The following is a 17,827-nucleotide window of genomic DNA, read 5'->3' on the forward strand; positions in this document are numbered from 1 at the left end:
ATTAAATTTCTTTACTTTTTTGATCTGGAATAAAAACTTCTTCTTCGAATGACATAAGTATTGGATACTTTAAGTACGCTTGATCATAAAATGGACTTTGTTCATATAACCAGTTTAATCGAGCTTCTGCGTCACTCGCGAATGATTTATCTTTAAGTTTTTCATCAAACTTAAGCGCAAGCTTTGGGTTATCTTTTAGCATTTGGCGTACATACGGAATTAGCGCATAGTTTTCCATGTACTCGGTACGCTGAAAAATAGTATTAAACTCACCCCACGCAAAAAATGAATCAGGAGCTTCTGGGTGCAATAAATGCACAGCAAGCTCACCTGCTTTTTGTTGAGTATTGACTTGATACCAACCATCTAAATCTACATTTATAGCAGGGACGTAATCAAAAGTTGCTGATACTCTAAAACGCCCTTCAAATGGTGCTTTATCAAACGTGTAGTCAGCCACCTTTGCAACTTTCAAAGGCTGTGTGTTTGCCCCTTCAAGTTTATTAATAGAGACACCATGTAACTTTAGTTTCTCAATAATGTTGCTATATACAGGCGGAATAAAAAAAGCTTTAGGTACTTCAACTGTATGTTGTACATCTTTTTGCCAATAAATAGGTAAGTCAGTATATGTATGTGCTTTACCCAAATATTTCACTTCATTTTGACCCGAAAGTGAATTCATGCTTGATGAATATTCAATGCCTTTAAACTGCGCAATCGTATCAGCTTGCTTGGCATAGCCACGCTTTACTATTAGCTGTTTAGGAACAAATTCTTGTTCTTTTTTAACTGCATTAGCTAATTCATGACTGTGCTTTGATAGTGCAGTAATAGCACCATCTAAAAATACATAAGTTCCCAATACACGTTGCTTGTAAGGCTTCAATGAATGATTTTCGACTAAAATAGTCGGCAATGACTTTAAATCCCCCCAACCATTTGAAAAACGTGGCGTAGCAACCCAGCCCGCTAACCCTTTTTTAAAGTCGCGCTTGTCCATAACAAAAACAAGTGGTCCTGGGGTGTGTCCTTGCTTCGCTAGCGTATCGTCAATGAGAGGTTTAAAAAACTGGTTTAATGTATCTGATACCGCAGGCGATTCGCTCGAAAATACCGGATTGTAACCATAAGTCACATCGTATTGGTAATCTGCGCCGTCGGTAACGTGTACATCAATGTATAAATTTGGGTTGTAGTCGTTAATAACCTTTAAAACACTTCTAACTTCTGGGGTATCTAATTTAGTAAAATCACGATTTAAATTAAGGTTATTAGCATTTGTTCTAAAGCCCATTTTTGCAGGGCCCCTTTGATTAATACGATTGAATGCACTGCTACGTTCGTGGCCATCTACATTTAAAATAGGAATAAATAATATGTTTACCTTTTTTAAAATGTCACGGCGCTTGCCCGTCGCTATATCTCTGAGTAACATAAACATGGCATCTTTACCGTCTATTTCACCAGAATGTATTCCTGCCTGAATAAAAATAGTTGGCTTAGTGCTATTAGCCATTTGCCTTGCTTCAAAAAAGCCTTGTTCACTGGCAATCAACATTTTTATTGCGCGTTTACTATTACTATAGCCAATGGTTTGAGATTGAAACTGAGTAGGGTTTGCAGCAACTAACCTATCTACAAATGCCATTGTATTTGCATAATCGGGCGACGCTTCACCTGCAGATAACTCAAAGTCAGTAGTTAACGGGCCTTGTTTTTGTAAAAGCTCTACGCTTTTCCCCTGCCACTCAATGAGTGGAGGTAAGTGTGCGTCATACGCCACACTTGCAGATAAAATTAGTAAACTTGTAAACATATAATTCTCTAACAAACGCCTTAATTATATAAATTATATCAACTAAATTTTTTATAATGAGGAAACTGCGGTGATTCAACAAAAAAATGCAGCAAAATACATTTCAATCATTCACACCTGTTTTTTTAGGCTTTATAACCTTATTAAGTATTATACCAATGCGCAATAATACTTAATCATTTTGCGGGGCTAAACATGTCGCTACCTGCGTTAAAAAACTCTCATTTACGACTGCATGGATGCAGGAGCAATTGCCGAGAACAACTAAATAGCGAATTTTTGCCTAGCTATCAACACGTTTTTCCGCCCTCAAAATAGATCATTTAATTAAGCGAATTAGTATTAATCATTGGTTTAAGTTACTAAATTACAGGCACAAAAAAAGGAGCCATAGGCTCCTTTTTAATACTTATATAAAAAAGCTTAAGCGGCTAGGCCTTCTTTTGCTTTTTCTACAAGCGCTGCGAATGCAACTTGGTCGTAAACAGCGATATCTGCAAGGATCTTACGATCGATTTCTACAGAAGTCTTTTTAAGACCATTGATAAAACGGCTGTAAGACAGACCATTTTGACGTGAAGCAGCATTGATACGTGCAATCCATAATTGACGGAAAGTACGTTTCTTCGCACGACGGTCACGGTAAGCGTATTGACCCGCTTTAGTAACAGCCTGGAAAGCTACGCGGTAAACACGTGAACGTGCTCCGTAGTAACCTTTTGCTTGTTTTAAAACTTTTTTGTGACGTGCACGTGCGACAACGCCGCGTTTAACTCTTGCCATTTCTAAAAACCCCTATTAAGCGAACGGTAACATACGTGAAACTAGACCATGGTCATTTTTATGAACCATCATCTTAGGACGTAGGTGTAACTTACGCTTAGAAGTTTTCTTAGTCAGAATATGACGAAGATGCGCTTGTTTACGCTTGAAACCGCCAGAAGCAGTCTTTTTGAAACGCTTAGCAGCGCCACTGTGACTTTTTAGCTTATAAGCCATTGCAATAACTCCAATTGTATTGCTTTTAAATTAGTAAGCAGGCGTGAGATATATTTCTATAGCTCCACTTTTAGGCCTAACTTACTGCCATGTTCCGGTGAAGACCCAACATAAATGCCGCAATCTTGCTTTAAGACCGGTTAACTCAGGTGAATATTCGCATATTGCTTGCAGACCTGAGCTAATTTCGGTGCGTATTATCGCTTAAAAATTATTTTTTAGCAACAGGCGCCATCATCATAACCATTTGGCGGCCTTCAACACGATTTGGGAAAGACTCAACTACTGCAAGCTCTTCTAAATCGGCTTTGATACGGTTTAATAATTCTATACCAATTTCTTGGTGAGCCATTTCACGACCACGGAAGCGGATAGTAATCTTAGCTTTATCACCAGCTTCTAAGAACTTACGTAAGTTGCGAAGCTTAACCTGATAATCACCTTCATCCGTACCAGGACGGAATTTGATTTCTTTTATCTGGATTTGCTTTTGCTTCTTCTTCTGCTCTTTTAGTTCTTTGCTTTTTTCAAAGATGAACTTACCGTAGTCCATGATTCTACAAACAGGCGGCTCAGCGTTTGGACTGATCTCAACAAGATCAACACCCGCTGCATCGGCCATAGTTTGCGCGTCTTGTAATGACTGAATTCCAGCTTGTTCGCCTTCAATGTCAATTAAACGAACTTCTTGCGCTGTAATTTCTTCGTTAATACGATTTTTTTGAGCTGTTTGTTGCCCTTTCTTGCCGCCTCTAATAGTACGTTCCTCCAAGAATATCAATAATATAAGCGTGTAAATGGCTGTTTGTTAATGCCTTACACGCTCGATTTTTACTGTCGATTTTTAATTTCTTCACTAATTTTAGCTACAAAATCATCAACATTAAATTTGCCAAGGTCTTCACCTGTGCGAGTACGCACTGCTACTTCTTGCTGTTCAACTTCTTTATCGCCAACAACAAGTAAATATGGAATACGCTTCAGTGTATGCTCACGGATTTTAAAGCCAATCTTCTCATTTCTCAAGTCAGCAGCGGCTCTAATTCCAAGTTTATTTAATTTTTGTACAGCTTCTTTAACATAAGGAGCCTGTTTATCGGTAATATTCATAATTACCACTTGCTTTGGTGCAAGCCACGTCGGGAATAAACCAGCGTACTCTTCAGTTAAAATGCCAATAAAGCGTTCAATAGAACCTAAGATAGCACGATGTATCATTACAGGTGTACGACGCTCGTTATTTTCTGCTACATAAGTAGCACCTAAACGACCCGGTAATGCAAAGTCTAATTGCACTGTACCACACTGCCACGCTCTGTCTAAACAATCGTACAAAGTAAATTCAATCTTAGGACCGTAAAACGCGCCTTCGCCCGGAAGATAATCAAATTCAATATCGTTTAGCTTAAGTGCATCAGCTAAAGCAAGCTCTGCTTTATCCCACATATGGTCTTCACCAATGCGTTGTTCTGGGCGAGTAGATAGCTTAACTACAATCTTCTCAAATCCGAATGTTTCATATGTATCATAAACCATCTTAATACACGCTGACACTTCGTCCATTATCTGCTCTTCAGTACAGAAAATGTGAGCGTCATCTTGTGTAAAGCCACGTACACGCATTAAACCGTGTAGTGCACCTGATGGTTCATTACGGTGACAACAACCAAATTCAGCCATACGAAGTGGTAAATCACGGTACGATTTTAAACCTTGGTTAAAGATTTGCACGTGACCAGGGCAGTTCATTGGTTTAATTGCGTATTCACGTTTTTCAGACTCAGTGGTAAACATTGCTTCTGAATATTTTTCCCAGTGACCTGATTTTTCCCAAAGTGAACGGTCCATCATCATTGGACCTTTTACTTCTTCGTACTCATATTCGCGTAATTTTTCACGTACAAATTCTTCAAGCTCGCGGTAAATGCTCCAACCATCGTTGTGCCAAAATACCATGCCTGGCGCTTCTTCTTGCCAATGCCATAAATCAAGCGCTTTACCAATACGACGGTGATCGCGTTTTTCAGCTTCTTCAAGGCGCTTTAAATACGCTTTAAGTTGCTTTTTATCGCCCCACGCGGTGCCGTAAATGCGTTGTAGCATTTTGTTTTCTGAATCACCACGCCAATATGCACCCGCCACTTTCATTATTTTAAAGTTTTGGCAAAATTTCATGTTAGGAACGTGAGGTCCACGACACATGTCTACATATTCTTCGTGATGATATAACCCAGGACGGTCATCTTTAGCGATGTTTTCGTCCAAAATTTCTATTTTGTATGTTTCGCCACGCGCTTCAAATGTATCGCGTGCTTCTTGCCAGCTTACTGTTTTTTTCACTACGTCGTAGTTGGTTTTTGCAAGTTGCAGCATACGCTTTTCAATTGCTTCAAGATCATCTTGTGATAGTGAGTGTTCCATATCGATATCGTAGTAAAAACCGTTATCAATGGTAGGACCAATTGCCATTTTTGCGTCTGGGAAAAGTTGCTTAACTGCATGACCGATTAAGTGAGCACAAGAGTGACGAATGATTTCAAGGCCGTCATCGTCTTTAGCGGTAATGATCTCAAGACGAGAGTCATCACTAATTAAATCACATGCATCAACACGGTCGCCATTTACACGGCCCGCAATGGTCGCTTTAGCTAAACCAGGACCAATGTCGTTTGCAACATCAAGCGTGCTTACAGGGTTTTCAAAACTACGTTGACTTCCGTCTGGAAGAGTAATAACTGGCATTATAAATCCTTGCTACAGTGGTGACACCTACAATGTATCACGTGTATTTTTAATAAATTAAATGAGAATGACTCGACAACGCTTTTACGAATAAGCATTGACTAATATATGTAGATGAGGAGTCTATTCAACTACAAAGATATATTGTCGCGTGCCGCGCATTTAATTACAAGTTTAAAGGGGTGAAATCGCCCCGTTTTATCCACAAAATGTAGCTTTTAAAGCAAAAAAATCATTTTATTAAAATATAAAAGCATCAATGCATTAATTACGCGCCTACAGCTATACCCACACTCGCATTTTAATGTGCGTTGCGTATAATACTGCGTAATTAAGTTATTTTAGAGAATAGACATGAGAACATGTGGTGTAGAAATTACCGGTAGTGATGTACTACTTTGTATTTTAAGTAAAGATAATGACGTATTTGATATTCGCGATGTGCGCCAAACACGCTTTACCTTAGGTAACGGTAACGACACTGAAGTAATGCGTAAATTTCAATTCGATTTTGCAAAACTAATGCAAGATTACCAAATTGATTCTGTTGCAATTCGTGAGCGTCAGCCTAAAGGTAAATTTGCTGGCAGTGCAAAAGGCTTTAAAATGGAAACTGCAATTCAATTAATCAACAACTTAGATGTACGTTTATTTACTACAACGGAAGTTAAAGAGCAGTTAAAACGCAACCCCATCCCTATTGATTTTGAAGAAACAGGCCTTAAAAAGTACCAAGAAAATGCTTTTGTAAACGCTTACGTTTATATCATGAAAAAAACATACCGCAGCGACGAAATGTAAACTCATTACTCGTTTAAAAACGCGTACTTACATTGTAAGACGCGTTTTTTTGTGTCTAAAAAGTAGTATTAGCTTTTATTAATCTAATAATACATTAGTCTAACTGCACTTCTCTTTGTCGACAATATGTGTTTATTTTAACTTTGTAGTTTACATAACTCACACACATTTTCATGGAGAGAGCAATGCACACACACACTACCCCGGTAAAAGAAGTAGACCAAATAAATCACTTGCCGTTATCTCAAAGCTACTTTAAAGGTATACAAAGCACACCTTTAACAAATTCAACTATAGGCGATTACTTTGACTTCATTGTCGACAAAAACCCAGAGGCGTTAGCTGTTGTAGTTCATCACCAAGGTATTAGATTAACGTATAAAGAATTTCAAAAAGAAGTTAATCAGCTTGCTATGGGGTTACTTGCCCTTGGCGTAAAACCAGGTGAGCGCGTTGGTATTTGGTCTCCTAATAATATTGAGTGGTGCTTAACCCAATTTGCAACGGCAAAAATTGGCGCAATAATGGTGTGCATCAACCCAGCCTATCGTCCTAACGAATTACAATATGCTTTAAATAGTGTTGAATGCTCTACTCTAATCACAGCATCAAATTTTAAAGGCAGTGATTACTTAGAAATGCTTAATTGTTTAGCGCCAGAACTTGCAACTTGCGATAAAGACACACTTAATTTAAAAGCACTACCCACTCTTAAAAATATAATCCGCATTGGCGATGAAGCATCTCCTGGTATGCACTCTTTTAATGATGTTATTAACTTGCCAACAGCAGCTCATGAGCTTGAATTAAAAGCAATAGGTGAAAACTTAAATGCTGAGCAAGACATCAATATACAATTTACATCAGGCACAACAGGCAACCCAAAAGGCGCAACGCTCACTCATAAAAATATTTTAAATAATGCGCTATTCGTCGCCGAATCTATGCACTTTACGAGCGATGACAAGTTATGTATCCCTATCCCGTTATATCATTGCTTTGCAATGGTATTGGGTAGCTTATTGTGTGTTAGTAAAGGTGCAGCAGCCATTTATCCTAGTGATTCGTTCGATGCAAAAACCACGCTTGATGTAGTTCAACAAGAAGGATGTACAGCGCTGCACGGTGTACCTACTATGTTTATTAGTGAGCTTGAGCTGAGTAATTTTAACGATTATGATCTAAGTACTTTACGCACGGGTGTAATGGCAGGCTCTACATGCCCAGAGCAAGTAATGCGCAAAGTACAAACACAAATGAACATGCATCAAGTACTGATTGCTTACGGGCAAACGGAGTGCAGCCCCATAAACAACATTACCGAAACAGACTCTTCAATTGAGCGGCAAGTAACAACGGTTGGCCGCGCACTTGCCCATACCGAGGTTAAAATAATTGACGAGCTGGGTAACATTCAAAAAATTGGTCAACCTGGCGAAGTGTGTAGTAAAGGTGCAGGCATAATGCGCTGCTATTGGAATGACGAAGCTAAAACAAAAGCCACTATAGATGACGAAGGTTGGCTGCACTCTGGCGATTTAGGTGTCATGGATACAGAAGGGTTTGTCACAATTGTTGGGCGTATAAAAGATATGATTATTCGCGGCGGCGAAAACATTTACCCTCGAGAAATAGAAGAAGTACTTTACACCTACCCTGGCATTCAAGATGCTGCCATATTTGGTATAACCGATGAAAAGTATGGCGAAGAAGTGTGCGCTTGGATCCAACCAAAAGAAGATGCTGTACTTGATGAGCAAGCAATTCGTGAGTTTTTAAAAGACAAACTAGCCTACTTTAAAATGCCACGACATATCCGTTTCGTAGAAAACTACCCAATGACAGTAACAGGTAAACTGCAAAAATTTAAAATGCGCGAGCAAATGCAAGAAGAGCTAAGCGACAACGCTTTTTCCTAGTTTCGTCTTTAAGTAACTGAGGCTCTGGGTAGGGAATTTATCTCAGAGCTATGTTCAGAGCTAGCAGCGTTAAATTTACGTATGTTAGGACTAATACTAAAAAGCACAGCCAATTGGCTGTGCTTTTTATGTACTGAATTTATTATAAATTCAACATTCTCTTTTTTAAACGTTCTAAATCAATCGCACTCGAACGCACTGTTAATTTAATATGGCTGTATTCATATTCTTCTTTAACAACACTCATACTCGATCGAATTTCGCCCACAATACCTTTAGCTGTGTACGGTATAACAATCTCTTCTTCAATCATGTCCTCTTGAGCAATGCCAATAATGTATTTGTGCAGTTTACTAATATCATCTGGATTACGTGTAGAAGTCATCATCGCATCAGGAAACTCATCCATTAGCGACTGCTGTTGATCAGTACTTAATTGGTCTGACTTATTCAGTACTAATAATTTTTTGCTACCTTCTACCCCAACTTCTGCCAGTACTTTATGTACTACTTCAAGTTGTGAGCGAAAAGAAGGATCTGAAGCATCTACAACATATAACAGTAACGACGCATCATGTGCCTCAGCGAGCGTTGAATGAAATGAAGCAACCAAATCATGAGGTAATTTTTTAATAAAACCAACCGTATCTGAAACCAATATACGAGGCTGGGTAATCGGATACAGCGCGCGAACAGTGGTATCTAGCGTTGCAAAAAGTTTGTTTTCGCCTTCCACATCACTGCCTGTAATTGCGCGCATCATTGATGACTTGCCCGCATTGGTATAACCAATTAAAGCCACTGAGAATAGCTCAGAGCGCTGCGTACGTCTGTCCATCATTACATCTTGAACACTAACAAGTTCGCGCTTTAATTCTGCTAACTGATCGCGCACCTTACGGCGATTTAGCTCAAGTGTGGTTTCACCCGCACCTTTACCCATTTGGCGTTCTTTATCACCTGTTGATGTTTCACGAAGCCGTGGCGCGACATAATTAAGGCGAGCAATTTCAACTTGTAATTTTGCTGTTTTAGTACGCGCATGACGGCTAAATATTTCAATGATAATACCAGTGCGATCAAATACTTCTACACCTAATTGGTTCTCAACATTACGCAGTTGAGAAGGCGTTAAATCGCAGTCAAATACCACTACATCGGCACATGCAAACTCTAAATCGTTTGATGGAATTTCTGAGGATATTTCGGTTAAAGGGTCTTCATCAAGTAAATCATCTTCTTGCTCGTTTTCAACCATCCCTTTATTGCCGGTAAGGTGTGCTATTTCAGCTAGTTTTCCTGAGCCCAGTACATTAACTTTTTGGGTAGAACTTTGCTTTTGCGATTGTGTACCTACTACTTTAAAGCCTAATGTAGTTACCAAACGAGCAAGCTCTGCAAGCGATTCTGTTGCTTCGTCGCCTTTAAATTGTGGTGTACTAATAGAAATAAGTAACGCATTAGGAAGTGATGGTTTTGCAGTTAGTTGCATAATTTTTTATATGTTAATGCACCTAAAGTGCAAACCTAATTTTCATTCGAAAGTAACTTGATCCTACGCTGTTATGACCGAGCTTTACAGCGTTATAGCTTACGAATGCAATTATTATCTTTATTTTGCCAAAATTAGCGTTAATCTGTGAACTATTTGTGCGGGGGCAATATAATTTTTACACGCAAGTAAACCAATAAGTAACTTGGTGTTGTTATAAATGTATTTAATTATTAAGTGTTGGGGTTTAACATTGATAATAGGCTTTATGTAGCATTGCACATACACAAGCCCATTAACTAAAAGCTAATTAGCTAAAACCAGTTACTAAGCAGACTCTTCTGGACGATGCTGCTTTTGTACGCCGGTTAAAAACAAACGTAATATTTGATCGTTACAAACACGGTAATGTTTGTTATCTACTTTACGAGAAAATGCGCTTAACTCATGCTTACTTAAATCAAAATCAACAAGTGCAAGTGTTGCTATAACATCTTCTGCTTTCATATTTAAAGCAATACGTAGCTTCATAAAGATAATATTGTTGTTTAGCTTTTTCTCTGGCTCTGGTTGCTCACCTTCGCGTTTGCCACGTTGGGTATTAATAAACCCATTTAAAAAGCTTGCAAACTCAGTATCACTTATTGGGGTAAAAGCCTCTTCACCTTCTTTAGTTAACCATGCAATTACTTGCTCTTTCGTGACCGTATGCTCTGCTGATGCAAAAACATTGACCATAGCAGTATCAGTTAAGTTAAAAGTGTAGCGAATGCGGCGTAAAATATCGTTATTAGTCAAAGTAAATCCCAAAGTGAGGTATAGCAACCAAGCAGTTATTGCTTAATTTTATATAAGCACCTAGTTTAACAGGTTTACTAATACCACCCTATTAATTTTTATCTGAGCTTCTTATACCTAGTTACCAAGCACCTTGGCAGGATCTACGCGCGTTGCTTGCCATGCAGGATAAATAGTGGCAAGTATCGCAAGCACAAACGTAACAATCACTGTAATACCAATGTCTTCAAGTACTAATTTACTTGGTAAAAACTCTATAAAATAAACGCCCTCAAGCGGATTGGCTCCAAATAATTGGCTTATCCACGTAAAAAGCTCACTTATATTAAGCGCTAATACCACGCCAATTAGTGTCCCTAATGCCACGCCTACAAATGCTTGCATTAAGCCTTGCATTACAAAGGTGGCTAAAATAGTACTGTCTTTCGCGCCCATGGTTTTTAAAATTGCGATATTGCCTTGTTTTTCGCGTACTTCCATCACCAAGGACGATACAATATTAAAACTGGCCACCGCTATAATTAAAAACACCACAATATAAACAATGGTACGCACCATTTGAATATCTTGATAAAGGCTGCCTTGGGTTCTAAACCAACTAGAAATATACACGTAGTCGTCAATAGTTTGGCCCACTCTTAGCGCTATTTGATGCGCCGAAAACACATCATCAACACTTAAACGCAGCCCTGTTACTTGGGTTTCATCGTAACCCAATGTTTGCTGTGCTTTGTTAAGATGTATAAATGCAGCGGTGCTATCAATCGGTCCGCCCATTTCTATAACACCTGCAAGGTTAAGTGTTACGCGTTTAGGCGCTAATAATGATTGACCTTTTTGACTAATTTGCGGAATAAGTAATGTAATGTTATCGCCTACTTTGGCGTCTAACTGTTTTACTATTTGTTTACCTAAAATTACATCGTCAAGGCCTAGCTGGCTGACTAATTTACCACTGGTAAACTGATTTACCGCCGATACATTACTCTCGAGCGATGGCTCAACACCTCGAATTTCTATCGCTTTTAGCTGGCTTTTATATTGCGCCATCCCATTCACTGCAATAAATGGCGCAGCCCCTGTTACATGCGGTTGTGTTTGTAAATCCTCAATTTTTTGCGACCAATTCGCGATGGGTCTACTTGGTGCTACATATTCAACCTGTGGCACAACACTTAGTAATCTATGTACTAGTTGCTGCTCAAAACCATTAATTACCGACAGCGCCACAATTAAAACCGCGACACCTAATAAAATACCAATAGTCGACGCTTTAGCGATAAAACTAACAAAGCCGTTTTTTTCATCTTTGTGGCCTGAATAGGCTCTAAAACGTTTACTTAAAAATGCACTAAGCAACATGCTGCGACTCTTTAATAGCTAGTTTTCCATCGTCTAAATAAGCTATTTTGCCCAGCTTATCGGCAAGTTCTAAATCGTGTGTAACTACCACAAAACTGGTGTTTAAGCTTTGGTTAAGCTCATTAATTAAATCGTAAATTTTAATCGCATTTTGTTTATCTAAATTACCGGTTGGTTCATCAGCAAGCACAAGCGCAGGTTTTGTAACCAGTGCACGGGCAATAGCCACGCGTTGGCGCTCTCCACCAGAAAGCGCAGACGGTTTATGCGAGCTGCGATGTGCAAGGCCTACTTTTTCGAGCATATCGAGCGCTTGAGCTTTGGCTTCTTTTGCACTCAAGCCTTTAATTAATAATGGCATAGCCACGTTTTCGACTGCGCTAAACTCCATTAATAAGTGATGAAATTGATAGATAAAGCCCAAGTTTTGGTTTCTAAATGCGGCTTGCTCTGTTCGCGAAAGTTTTGCAACTTCTTGGTTTTTAATTTTAGCGCTACCTGAGCTTGCGGTATCTAATGTGCCAAGTATGTGTAAAAGCGTACTTTTACCAGAGCCAGAACTCCCTACAATAGCGAGCATTTCACCTTGCTGCAGCGCTAAATCAACACCTTTTAATACTTCAACTTGGTTGCTGCCATCTTGATAAACTTTACTTAAATTTTCACAACTAATTACTAAATCATTCATAACGTAATACCTCTGCTGGTTTTACTTTTGCGGCTTTACGCGCAGGATATAAGGTAGCTAAAAAGCTCATAGCAATACTGGCAAACGCTATTATTACTAAACTCAAAATATCAAATTTTACCGGAAGCTCTATACCTGCCAATAAGTTTAAGCCCACTAATGCAAGTAGCTCATTTATATATAAACTAAATATTACACCTAAAAATGCGCCTATTGCTGTACCAATTACGCCGTTATATAAGCCTTGCACCATAAACACTTTTTGCACTTGCGAAGGCGTTAAACCTAACGTTTGTAGTATGGCCACTTCACCTTGTTTTTCGCTTACCATCATGGTTAATGCCGATACAATATTAAATACAGCCACCAATACAATGAGGGCAAGCAACATAGACATAATGCGCTTTTCCATAGCAACGGCTGCAAATAGAGTACCTTGGGTACTGCGCCAATCACTATAATTATGATCTTGTAAAATACGCTGGCTTGCTTCAATAAACTCATCTAGTTCGAAAGGTTCGTACAATGAAACACTTAAATTTGGGGCAGTGTTTTTATCCAGCTTTAATACCCGTTGTAGTGAAGCGCCACTTGTAAACGCAAGTGCCATATCTATCTCAGATCCGGTTTCGTATATTGCGGCCACTTTAAATAAACGCTGGCTGGGTACTCGCCCAAGAGGTGTATATGTTGAAGCATTAGGCATAATAACGCGAAGCTTATCACCCACGCTAACGCCTAATTTACGACTCAAATAACGGCTTATAGCAATGTTGTAATTTTTGTTTAATACAGTTTTCCAATCGCCTTGCACTATTTTATCGGTAATTTTATACAAAGACCCGCTGTCGTTATAAAGGCCTTGTAGTAAAACGCCGTGCAAGTCTTTATTCGTTTGCAAAATAGCTTCGCCGTGGCGATATAAGCTTACATGATCAACATAAGGAGATTGTTCGAGGTCGGTTTTAAGGGTGCCCATTTGGGTGGCAGTGTGTTTACCTGCGCTAACTTCAACATGCGGAATAAGTCCAAGCATATTGGTTTTTAGGCTATTTTCAAACCCGTTCATTACACTGCTTACCGTAAATAATGCCATTAAACCAATAGCGATACCGGCAATAGAAAAAAACGAAATAAACGATATAAACGCATTTCCTTTAGAGGAGCGACTATATCTAAGCCCTATAAATAAGCTAACCGGTTGAAACATATTATTTTTAACACTTATCGTAAAAGTATTGAGCAATAGTAGCACGAAAAAAGTGCCTTTGGGTATGGCGTAAAATGTAAGAAATAATTTAAAAATCTGATACTTGGCTATATTTACAGCAATACATGCTTAACCATTAATTCGCGATTAAGCTTTCAGCCCTTTAACTAAATAATCGAGCAATACCCGTACATTAGTCGCCACAAACTGCCTTGGTGGATATACGCCCCATACCCCTTCTTGCTGTGGTTGATAGGGTGTTAAAATAGGCACCAATTGCCCTGAGTTAATTTCGTTTTCAATGTAGTAGTCTGGGAGTTGTACAATACCGAGCCCCTTTTTTGCGCCATCCACCAGCGCCCAACCACTATTACACTGTAGCCGCCCTGCTATTTTAATGTGTTTATCGCGCCCATTTTCGTTTACGCGCCAGTAGCTACTATTCCCAATTAAACATTCATGGCTGTTTAGCTCGCCTAAAGTATGCGGCTCACCAAATCGCGTTAAATACTGCGGTGCAGCGCACATAATAAAACGCCGCGCACTTAACCTACGCGCTTTTAAGCTCGAATCTTTTAAATGCCCTAACCTTATGGCTAAATCAAATCCGCCCTCTAATAAGTTTTCTTGCTCGTTACTTAGTGTGGCAACAACTTCTACCTCGGGATGCTCCTTCATAAAATTATGCACTATGGGCATAATAAAGCTCTCTCCGTACATAACTGGTGCTGTGAGCTTTATTTTACCTTTAGGCGTACTTTGTTGCTGAGCAAGGCCTTGAGTTGCCTCGTCCATAGCGTGTTGTAAGTGCTTTATTTGATGTAAGTACACTTCACCTTCTTTAGTTAAAACCACTTTACGAGTAGTACGAGTTAAAAGCTGGGTATTTAAACGTTGCTCAAGCGCCGTAACATGGCGGCTAATATGCGCAACCGAAAGCCCAAGCATTTTTGCAGCCGCAGTAAAGCTGCCCTCTTCACCAACCGCTATAAACTCATCAATTCCATCCCAACGTGCCATTATTACTATACTGTAAAAGTGTTTTAATAAAATTGAGATTATCATTATTTGAGAAACAAATACAATAAGCCCATCACCCAAGCAAATTGGGTCTACAATTATTTTTTAATAGCCAGTTAAAGGAAATAAAACACATGTCTGAATTTATTAAATCAAAAGCTGCCATTGCTTGGGGTCCTAATCAACCACTTAGTGTTGAAGAAGTTGATGTGATGATGCCTAAAAAAGGCGAAGTTATGGTAAAAATTACCGCTACAGGTGTGTGTCATACTGATGCATTTACATTATCAGGACAAGATCCTGAAGGCATATTTCCTGCTATTTTAGGTCACGAAGGCGCTGGTGTTGTCTATGCAGTTGGCGAAGGCGTAACGAGTGTTGAAGTGGGGGATCATGTTATTCCTTTATACACTGCAGAATGTGGCGTATGTAAAATGTGTACTTCAGGTAAAACTAACCTGTGTTCAGCCGTGCGCGAAACACAAGGTAAAGGCCTAATGCCAGACGGCACTACACGTTTTTTTAAAGATGGCCAACCAATTTATCACTACATGGGTACATCAACTTTCTCTGAGTACACTGTATTGCCAGAAATCTCACTTGCTAAAGTAAATAAAGAAGCATCACTAGAAGAGATTTGCTTACTAGGCTGTGGTGTAACAACGGGCATGGGCGCAGTTACCAACACAGCTAAAGTAAAGCCTGGCGACACTGTTGCTATATTTGGCTTAGGCGGTATTGGTTTGTCTGCGATTATTGGCGCAAAAATGGCTGGTGCAGGTCGTATTATCGGTGTTGATATAAACACCACTAAATTCGATTTAGCTACAAAACTAGGTGCTACTGATTTAATTAACCCAAAAGATTTCGACAAGCCAATTCAAGAAGTTATTGTTGAAATGACAGATGGCGGCGTTGACTACTCGTTTGAATGTATCGGTAATGTTGACGTAATGCGCTCAGCGCTTGAGTGTTGCCACAAAGGTTGGGGTGAGTCGGTCATTATTGGTGTGGCAGGTGCAGGCCAAGAAATATCAACCCGTCCGTTTCAGCTGGTAACTGGGCGTGTATGGCGTGGTAGTGCATTTGGTGGCGTTAAAGGCCGTTCACAACTCCCTGAAATTGTTGAGCGTTACATGGCAGGTGAATTTGCTCTTAGCGACTTTATTACTCACACAATGAGCCTTGAAGATATTAACGAAGCGTTTGATTTAATGCACGAAGGCAAAAGTATTCGTACAGTCATTCATTACTAATAAACTGCATTCGTAAAATAGCTTATTAATAAGCCGTAATACTTTTAAGTTTACGGCTTTTAAGGATTAAGTATGTTAGAAAATATCTCAAGTGTAAAAGTGTCTGGCGGTTGGCATAAGCAATATACTCACAGCTCGCAAAGTACACATTGCACTATGCGCTTTGCCGTATTTTTACCACCTGGCGCAAGTGAAGCAAATAAAGTACCGGTACTTTATTGGTTATCGGGATTAACCTGTACCGACGAAAATTTTATGCAAAAAGCCGGTGCATTTAAAAAAGCAGCAGAGCTGGGTATTGCTATTGTAGCGCCTGACACTAGCCCGCGTGGCGAAAACGTACCCAATGAAGACAGCTACGACTTTGCACAAGGCGCAGGCTTTTACGTAAATGCCACGCAAGCTCCTTACAACACCCATTTTAATATGTACGATTATGTTGTTAGTGAATTACCAGCATTGATAGAGCAACATTTTCCGGTAACAAGCACAAAAGCAATTAGCGGTCATTCTATGGGCGGGCACGGTGCATTAATGGTCGCACTTAAAAACCCGACTGCGTTTGTAAGTGCCTCGGCTTTTAGCCCTATTGTAAATCCGATTGAATGCCCTTGGGGTGTAAAAGCATTTACTGGTTATTTAGGAAATGATAAAGCGCTTTGGAAGCAATACGACAGCTGCGAGCTGATGAAAAACGCAGAGCAAGCTAATTACTTACCTATGTTAGTGAGTCAAGGTGATGCCGATGGTTTTTTACAAGAACAACTTAAGCCAGAAAACTTAGTCGCTATTGCAGATAAAAAAGGCTACCCGCTTACACTTGAAATGCAAGCAGGCTACGACCATAGCTACTTTTTTATAAGCAGCTTTATTGACCAACACTTATTATTTCATCATCAGTTTTTAACTGCTTAGACTCATTAGTGTGTAGAGATGACTTTTCTACCTCTACACACTCTTTTAGACTTTTAGTGACCTGCCTACATACTTGCGTAGTAGTGCTTTCCCCTTTAACTAGGCTAACAAGAGCCGAATCTATCTTTAATCCCATATCAGTAAAGTTAAATCCGTTTTTATCTGTAGGTACTGGCTCTAGTGGGTTTTTATAAGGTGTTGACTGCGCCGGGCTAATACTATTTTTATCATTACGCGCCTGAGATTGTGCTTGCCCATCAATAATAGCGCCCGCAACTGTACAGCCAGAAAGGCAATAAAAAAACAAAAGTACAATAATTGTTTTCATCATTCATCCTTAACAAAATATTACCTAAATTGTATACGTTTTTTATTGTAACTCTGTAAAAAAATGTAAGTATTACTACCTAAAATCATTTATAAACTTTCTTGTAACACCCACCAGCTGCAATATAAAAAATGGCGACCCTAAATAACCTAAAATTTTATTAATGGTAGGTTGTAAGTGTTCTGTGAGAAGTTCAGGAAATAAAAAAGCAAAAACAGATAACCCAGCGCAAAATAGTAACGCTGTTTTTTCAAGTTTAGTGGGTGTGATTAATGTTTTATTTAAAGGCAAAAGGTTCACATAGGTGTCTTTTAGGTATGATGAAAGAGTACGGGGCTTTAAAACTCAGTTCAAATTAACTATCGCGTAAAATAGTAATAAAAACATGTAAAAGTTTCCTCAATAATTTTTATTAAACTCAGCTTCCTACAATAAACCATTGATTATTAGTTATTTATGCAATGGCCCACTGTTTGCT

At 39.1% G+C, this 17,827-nt stretch carries 16 protein-coding genes; 4 read left to right on the forward strand and 12 right to left on the reverse strand.

Annotation, left to right across the window (positions count from 1 at the left end; all coding sequences use genetic code 11):
- Position 1 precedes the first annotated feature (1 nt).
- The 5 genes from H5160_RS01370 to thrS all read right to left on the reverse strand — a co-directional run bounded on the left by H5160_RS01370 (position 2) and on the right by thrS (position 5,560).
- Positions 2–1,819, reverse strand: coding sequence for a M14 family metallopeptidase (locus H5160_RS01370; protein ID WP_182736473.1), 1,818 nt, complete (start codon positions 1,817–1,819; stop codon positions 2–4).
- Between the two features lie 423 nt (positions 1,820–2,242).
- Positions 2,243–2,602, reverse strand: a complete 360-nt coding sequence (gene rplT, locus H5160_RS01375) for a 50S ribosomal protein L20 (protein WP_002960711.1) — start codon at positions 2,600–2,602, stop codon at positions 2,243–2,245.
- Positions 2,603–2,617: 15 nt separating this feature from the next.
- Positions 2,618–2,818 (reverse strand): 50S ribosomal protein L35, encoded by a 201-nt coding sequence (gene rpmI / locus H5160_RS01380; protein WP_002960713.1) that lies wholly within the window; start codon positions 2,816–2,818, stop codon positions 2,618–2,620.
- A gap of 211 nt (positions 2,819–3,029) precedes the next feature.
- Entirely contained in the window at positions 3,030–3,590 is a 561-nt protein-coding gene (gene infC, locus H5160_RS01385; RefSeq protein WP_002960714.1) for a translation initiation factor IF-3, read from the reverse strand.
- Between the two features lie 59 nt (positions 3,591–3,649).
- The gene (thrS, locus tag H5160_RS01390) at positions 3,650–5,560 is read right to left on the reverse strand and encodes a threonine--tRNA ligase (RefSeq protein ID WP_182736474.1); all 1,911 of its coding nucleotides are present in this window, start codon (positions 5,558–5,560) and stop codon (positions 3,650–3,652) included.
- 354 nt (positions 5,561–5,914) lie between these two features.
- On the opposite strand from thrS, the gene H5160_RS01395 reads away from it, so the two are divergent.
- Together H5160_RS01395 and H5160_RS01400 are read left to right on the forward strand one after the other, a co-directional pair.
- Positions 5,915–6,361: a DUF3010 family protein gene (locus tag H5160_RS01395; protein WP_024595637.1), complete on the forward strand. Its 447-nt coding sequence runs from the start codon at positions 5,915–5,917 to the stop codon at positions 6,359–6,361.
- Positions 6,362–6,546: 185 nt separating this feature from the next.
- Positions 6,547–8,280, forward strand: a complete 1,734-nt coding sequence (locus H5160_RS01400) for an AMP-binding protein (protein ID WP_182736475.1) — start codon at positions 6,547–6,549, stop codon at positions 8,278–8,280.
- 142 nt (positions 8,281–8,422) lie between these two features.
- Here the strand turns inward: H5160_RS01400 and hflX are convergent, their stop codons facing one another.
- The 6 genes from hflX to H5160_RS01430 form a co-directional block, all read right to left on the reverse strand.
- Positions 8,423–9,772: a GTPase HflX gene (gene hflX / locus H5160_RS01405; protein WP_024595635.1), complete on the reverse strand. Its 1,350-nt coding sequence runs from the start codon at positions 9,770–9,772 to the stop codon at positions 8,423–8,425.
- A gap of 327 nt (positions 9,773–10,099) precedes the next feature.
- Entirely contained in the window at positions 10,100–10,570 is a 471-nt protein-coding gene (locus H5160_RS01410; protein ID WP_182694991.1) for a DUF1456 family protein, read from the reverse strand.
- Between the two features lie 117 nt (positions 10,571–10,687).
- Entirely contained in the window at positions 10,688–11,932 is a 1,245-nt protein-coding gene (locus H5160_RS01415) for a lipoprotein-releasing ABC transporter permease subunit (RefSeq protein WP_182692978.1), read from the reverse strand.
- Positions 11,922–12,620, reverse strand: a complete 699-nt coding sequence (gene lolD, locus H5160_RS01420) for a lipoprotein-releasing ABC transporter ATP-binding protein LolD (protein WP_007375330.1) — start codon at positions 12,618–12,620, stop codon at positions 11,922–11,924. The genes H5160_RS01415 and lolD overlap by 11 nt, the downstream gene beginning before the upstream one ends.
- Positions 12,613–13,830 carry a lipoprotein-releasing ABC transporter permease subunit gene (locus H5160_RS01425; protein ID WP_182736476.1) on the reverse strand — a complete coding sequence of 406 codons (1,218 nt, stop codon included), beginning with the start codon at positions 13,828–13,830 and terminating at the stop codon, positions 12,613–12,615. Before H5160_RS01425 ends, lolD begins: the two co-directional genes overlap by 8 nt.
- A 147-nt stretch (positions 13,831–13,977) precedes the next feature.
- The gene (locus tag H5160_RS01430) at positions 13,978–14,850 is read right to left on the reverse strand and encodes a LysR family transcriptional regulator (protein WP_182694990.1); all 873 of its coding nucleotides are present in this window, start codon (positions 14,848–14,850) and stop codon (positions 13,978–13,980) included.
- A 134-nt stretch (positions 14,851–14,984) separates the two neighbouring features.
- Here H5160_RS01430 and H5160_RS01435 point away from each other — a divergent pair, with 134 nt between their 5' ends.
- Positions 14,985–16,106, forward strand: coding sequence for an S-(hydroxymethyl)glutathione dehydrogenase/class III alcohol dehydrogenase (locus H5160_RS01435; RefSeq protein ID WP_002960732.1), 1,122 nt, complete (start codon positions 14,985–14,987; stop codon positions 16,104–16,106).
- A gap of 72 nt (positions 16,107–16,178) precedes the next feature.
- Positions 16,179–17,021 carry an S-formylglutathione hydrolase gene (gene fghA / locus H5160_RS01440; protein WP_024595630.1) on the forward strand — a complete coding sequence of 281 codons (843 nt, stop codon included), beginning with the start codon at positions 16,179–16,181 and terminating at the stop codon, positions 17,019–17,021.
- Here the strand turns inward: fghA and H5160_RS01445 are convergent.
- Positions 16,975–17,349, reverse strand: coding sequence for a hypothetical protein (locus tag H5160_RS01445; protein WP_008134020.1), 375 nt, complete (start codon positions 17,347–17,349; stop codon positions 16,975–16,977). The genes fghA and H5160_RS01445 overlap by 47 nt on opposite strands.
- Positions 17,350–17,827 lie beyond the last annotated feature (478 nt).

The sequence above is a fragment of the Pseudoalteromonas sp. SG43-4 genome (assembly GCF_014164325.1).
GTDB lineage: Bacteria > Pseudomonadota > Gammaproteobacteria > Enterobacterales > Alteromonadaceae > Pseudoalteromonas > Pseudoalteromonas distincta.